The following is a 1477-nucleotide window of genomic DNA, read 5'->3' on the forward strand; positions in this document are numbered from 1 at the left end:
GGCCCTATACCAAGAGCTATGCCGGCGAATACGGCTCCGTCGCCTACACCAGCGCCTGCAAGGCTTGAGGGGCACGCCCTATCCGGACGGCGCGCCGTTTCCCCCGCATGGTGCGCCCGACGGTGGCCGTCCGCCGCCCGGCACGGATTGGAGTGATTTCAATCGAGCGCGAAATCCTCTAGGACCGGTGGCGGTTTGCGTCGGATGGCGGCTGCGGCGTGCCCGAAAGGCACGCCGCGCTGCCGTTCGATGCCGCGCAAGAGCCGCCCCCTGAACTCCGGCCAGGGCCGGGGGGAACAGGATACCGGTCGAGCAGGGCAACAGGACGTTTTCATGCCAACCTATCGTTCCCGCACCACCACCCATGGCCGCAACATGGCCGGCGCCCGTGGCCTCTGGCGCGCCACCGGCATGAAGGACGGCGATTTCGGCAAGCCGATCATCGCGGTCGCCAATTCCTTCACCCAGTTCGTACCAGGCCATGTCCACCTGAAGGATCTGGGCCAGCTCGTGGCGCGGGAGATCGAGGCGGCGGGCGGTGTCGCCAAGGAGTTCAACACCATCGCGGTCGATGACGGTATCGCGATGGGTCATGACGGCATGCTCTACTCGCTGCCCTCGCGCGAGCTGATCGCCGATTCGATCGAGTACATGGTCAACGCGCATTGCGCGGACGCCATGGTCTGCATCTCGAATTGCGACAAGATCACGCCCGGCATGCTGATGGCGGCGCTGCGCCTGAACATCCCGGTCGTGTTCGTCTCCGGCGGGCCGATGGAGGCCGGCAAGGTCGTGCTGCGGGGCAAGAGCGTGGCGCTCGACCTGGTCGACGCCATGGTGGCGGCCGCCGACGAGAAGGTCTCCGAGGAGGAGATCAAGGTGATCGAGCGCTCGGCCTGCCCGACCTGCGGGTCGTGCTCGGGCATGTTCACCGCCAACTCGATGAACTGCCTGACCGAGGCGCTGGGCCTCTCCTTGCCGGGCAATGGCTCGACGCTCGCCACCCATGCCGACCGCAAGCGCCTGTTCGTCGAGGCCGGGCACCTCATCGTCGAGCTGGCGCGCCGCTACTACGAGAAGGACGAGGCGGGCCTCCTGCCGCGCGCCATCGCGAGCCGCAAGGCGTTCGAGAACGCCATGACCCTCGACATCGCCATGGGCGGCTCGACCAACACGGTCCTGCACCTGCTGGCTGCCGCGCACGAGGCCGAGCTCGACTTCACCATGGCCGACATCGACCGGCTGTCGCGCCGCGTGCCGGTGCTGTGCAAGGTGGCACCCTCCAAGTCCGACGTGCACATGGAGGACGTGCACCGTGCGGGCGGCATCATGGCGATCCTGGGCGAGCTCGACCGGGCGGGGCTGCTCGACACCTCGGTCGGCACGGTGCATGCGCCGAACCTCGGCGCCGCGCTCGAGCGCTGGGACGTGCAGCGCACCAGCGATGCCACCGTCCACGATTTCTACCGCGCAGCAC

The 1477-nt window shown here is 68.0% G+C and carries 1 protein-coding gene; it reads left to right on the top strand.

Annotated elements, in window-relative coordinates; all coding sequences use genetic code 11:
- Positions 1 to 333: 333 nt before the first annotated feature.
- Positions 334 to 1477 (top strand): dihydroxy-acid dehydratase (ilvD, locus tag EQG76_RS05535; protein ID WP_159711338.1); only part of this gene is annotated, 1144 nt, incomplete at its 3' end.

The organism is Geminicoccus flavidas (genome assembly GCF_009806515.1).
GTDB lineage: Bacteria > Pseudomonadota > Alphaproteobacteria > Geminicoccales > Geminicoccaceae > Geminicoccus > Geminicoccus flavidus.